This window comes from Burkholderia sp. Se-20378 (genome assembly GCF_017104665.1).
Lineage (GTDB): Bacteria > Pseudomonadota > Gammaproteobacteria > Burkholderiales > Burkholderiaceae > Burkholderia > Burkholderia lata.
The window spans coordinates 1-953 of record NZ_JAAGPG010001151.1; the positions used below are offsets into that span (position 1 = coordinate 1).

A 953-nucleotide genomic window follows, 5' to 3' on the forward strand; every position below is an offset into this window, starting at 1 on the left:
GCGCGGCGTGGCCGCGCTGGGACGCGTTCAAGCGTGATTTCATCTCGGCCGACGGCCGCGTGATCGACGTCGGCTCGGCCGATTCACGCACGGTGTCGGAGGGGCAGGCGTATGGACTTTTCTTCGCGCTGGTCGCGAACGACCGGCGCATGTTCGACACGATCCTCGCATGGACCGAGAACAATCTCGCGCAGGGCGACCTGAGCGCGCATCTGCCGGCGTGGCTGTGGGGCCGTGCGCCCGACGGCGCGTGGCGCGTGCTCGACGCGAACGCGGCGTCGGATGCCGACCTGTGGATCGCGTATGCGCTCGTCGAGGCCGGGCGGCTGTGGCACGAACGCAGCTACACGGCGCGCGGCGCGCTGCTCGCGAAGCGCGTGCTCGACGACGAGACGGCGACCGTGCCGGGCCTTGGCCTCACGCTGTTGCCCGGGCCGACGGGCTTCAAGCTCGCCGACGGCCAGTGGCGCGTGAACCCGAGCTATTCGCCGCCGCAGGTGATCCGCGCGCTCGGCGCGCGCCTGCCCGACGACAAGCGCTGGGCCGCGCTCGTCTCGAGCACGGGACGCGTGCTGCTCGACACCGCACCGAAAGGCTTTTCGCCCGACTGGGCGCTGTATCGCGCGGGCACCGGTTTCGGGCCCGATCGCGAAACGCATGCGGAGAGCGCGTACAACGCGATCCGCGTGTATCGGTGGGCCGGCATGCTCGACCGCGCCGATCCGCTTGCCGCACCGATGCTCGCCCGTTTTGCGCCGTTCGCCGACTACATCGCCGCGCATGGCGCGCCGCCGGAGAAGGTCGATACGACGACGGGCGTTGCGGGGCCGAACGACGGCAACGGCGGGTTTTCCGCGGCAGCCGTGCCGTTCCTCGACGCACGCGGCCAGCGCGCGCTCGCGGATGCGCAGGCAGCGCGCGTCGATACGCTCGCGCGCCAGTCGGCGCCCGGC

The 953-nt window shown here is 72.0% G+C and carries 1 protein-coding gene; it reads left to right on the top strand.

The window, feature by feature from the left end; translation table 11 throughout:
- Positions 1-953, top strand: a 953-nt coding sequence (gene bcsZ / locus G3N93_RS40690) for a cellulose synthase complex periplasmic endoglucanase BcsZ (RefSeq protein ID WP_241026926.1), incomplete at both ends; no start/stop codon positions are given.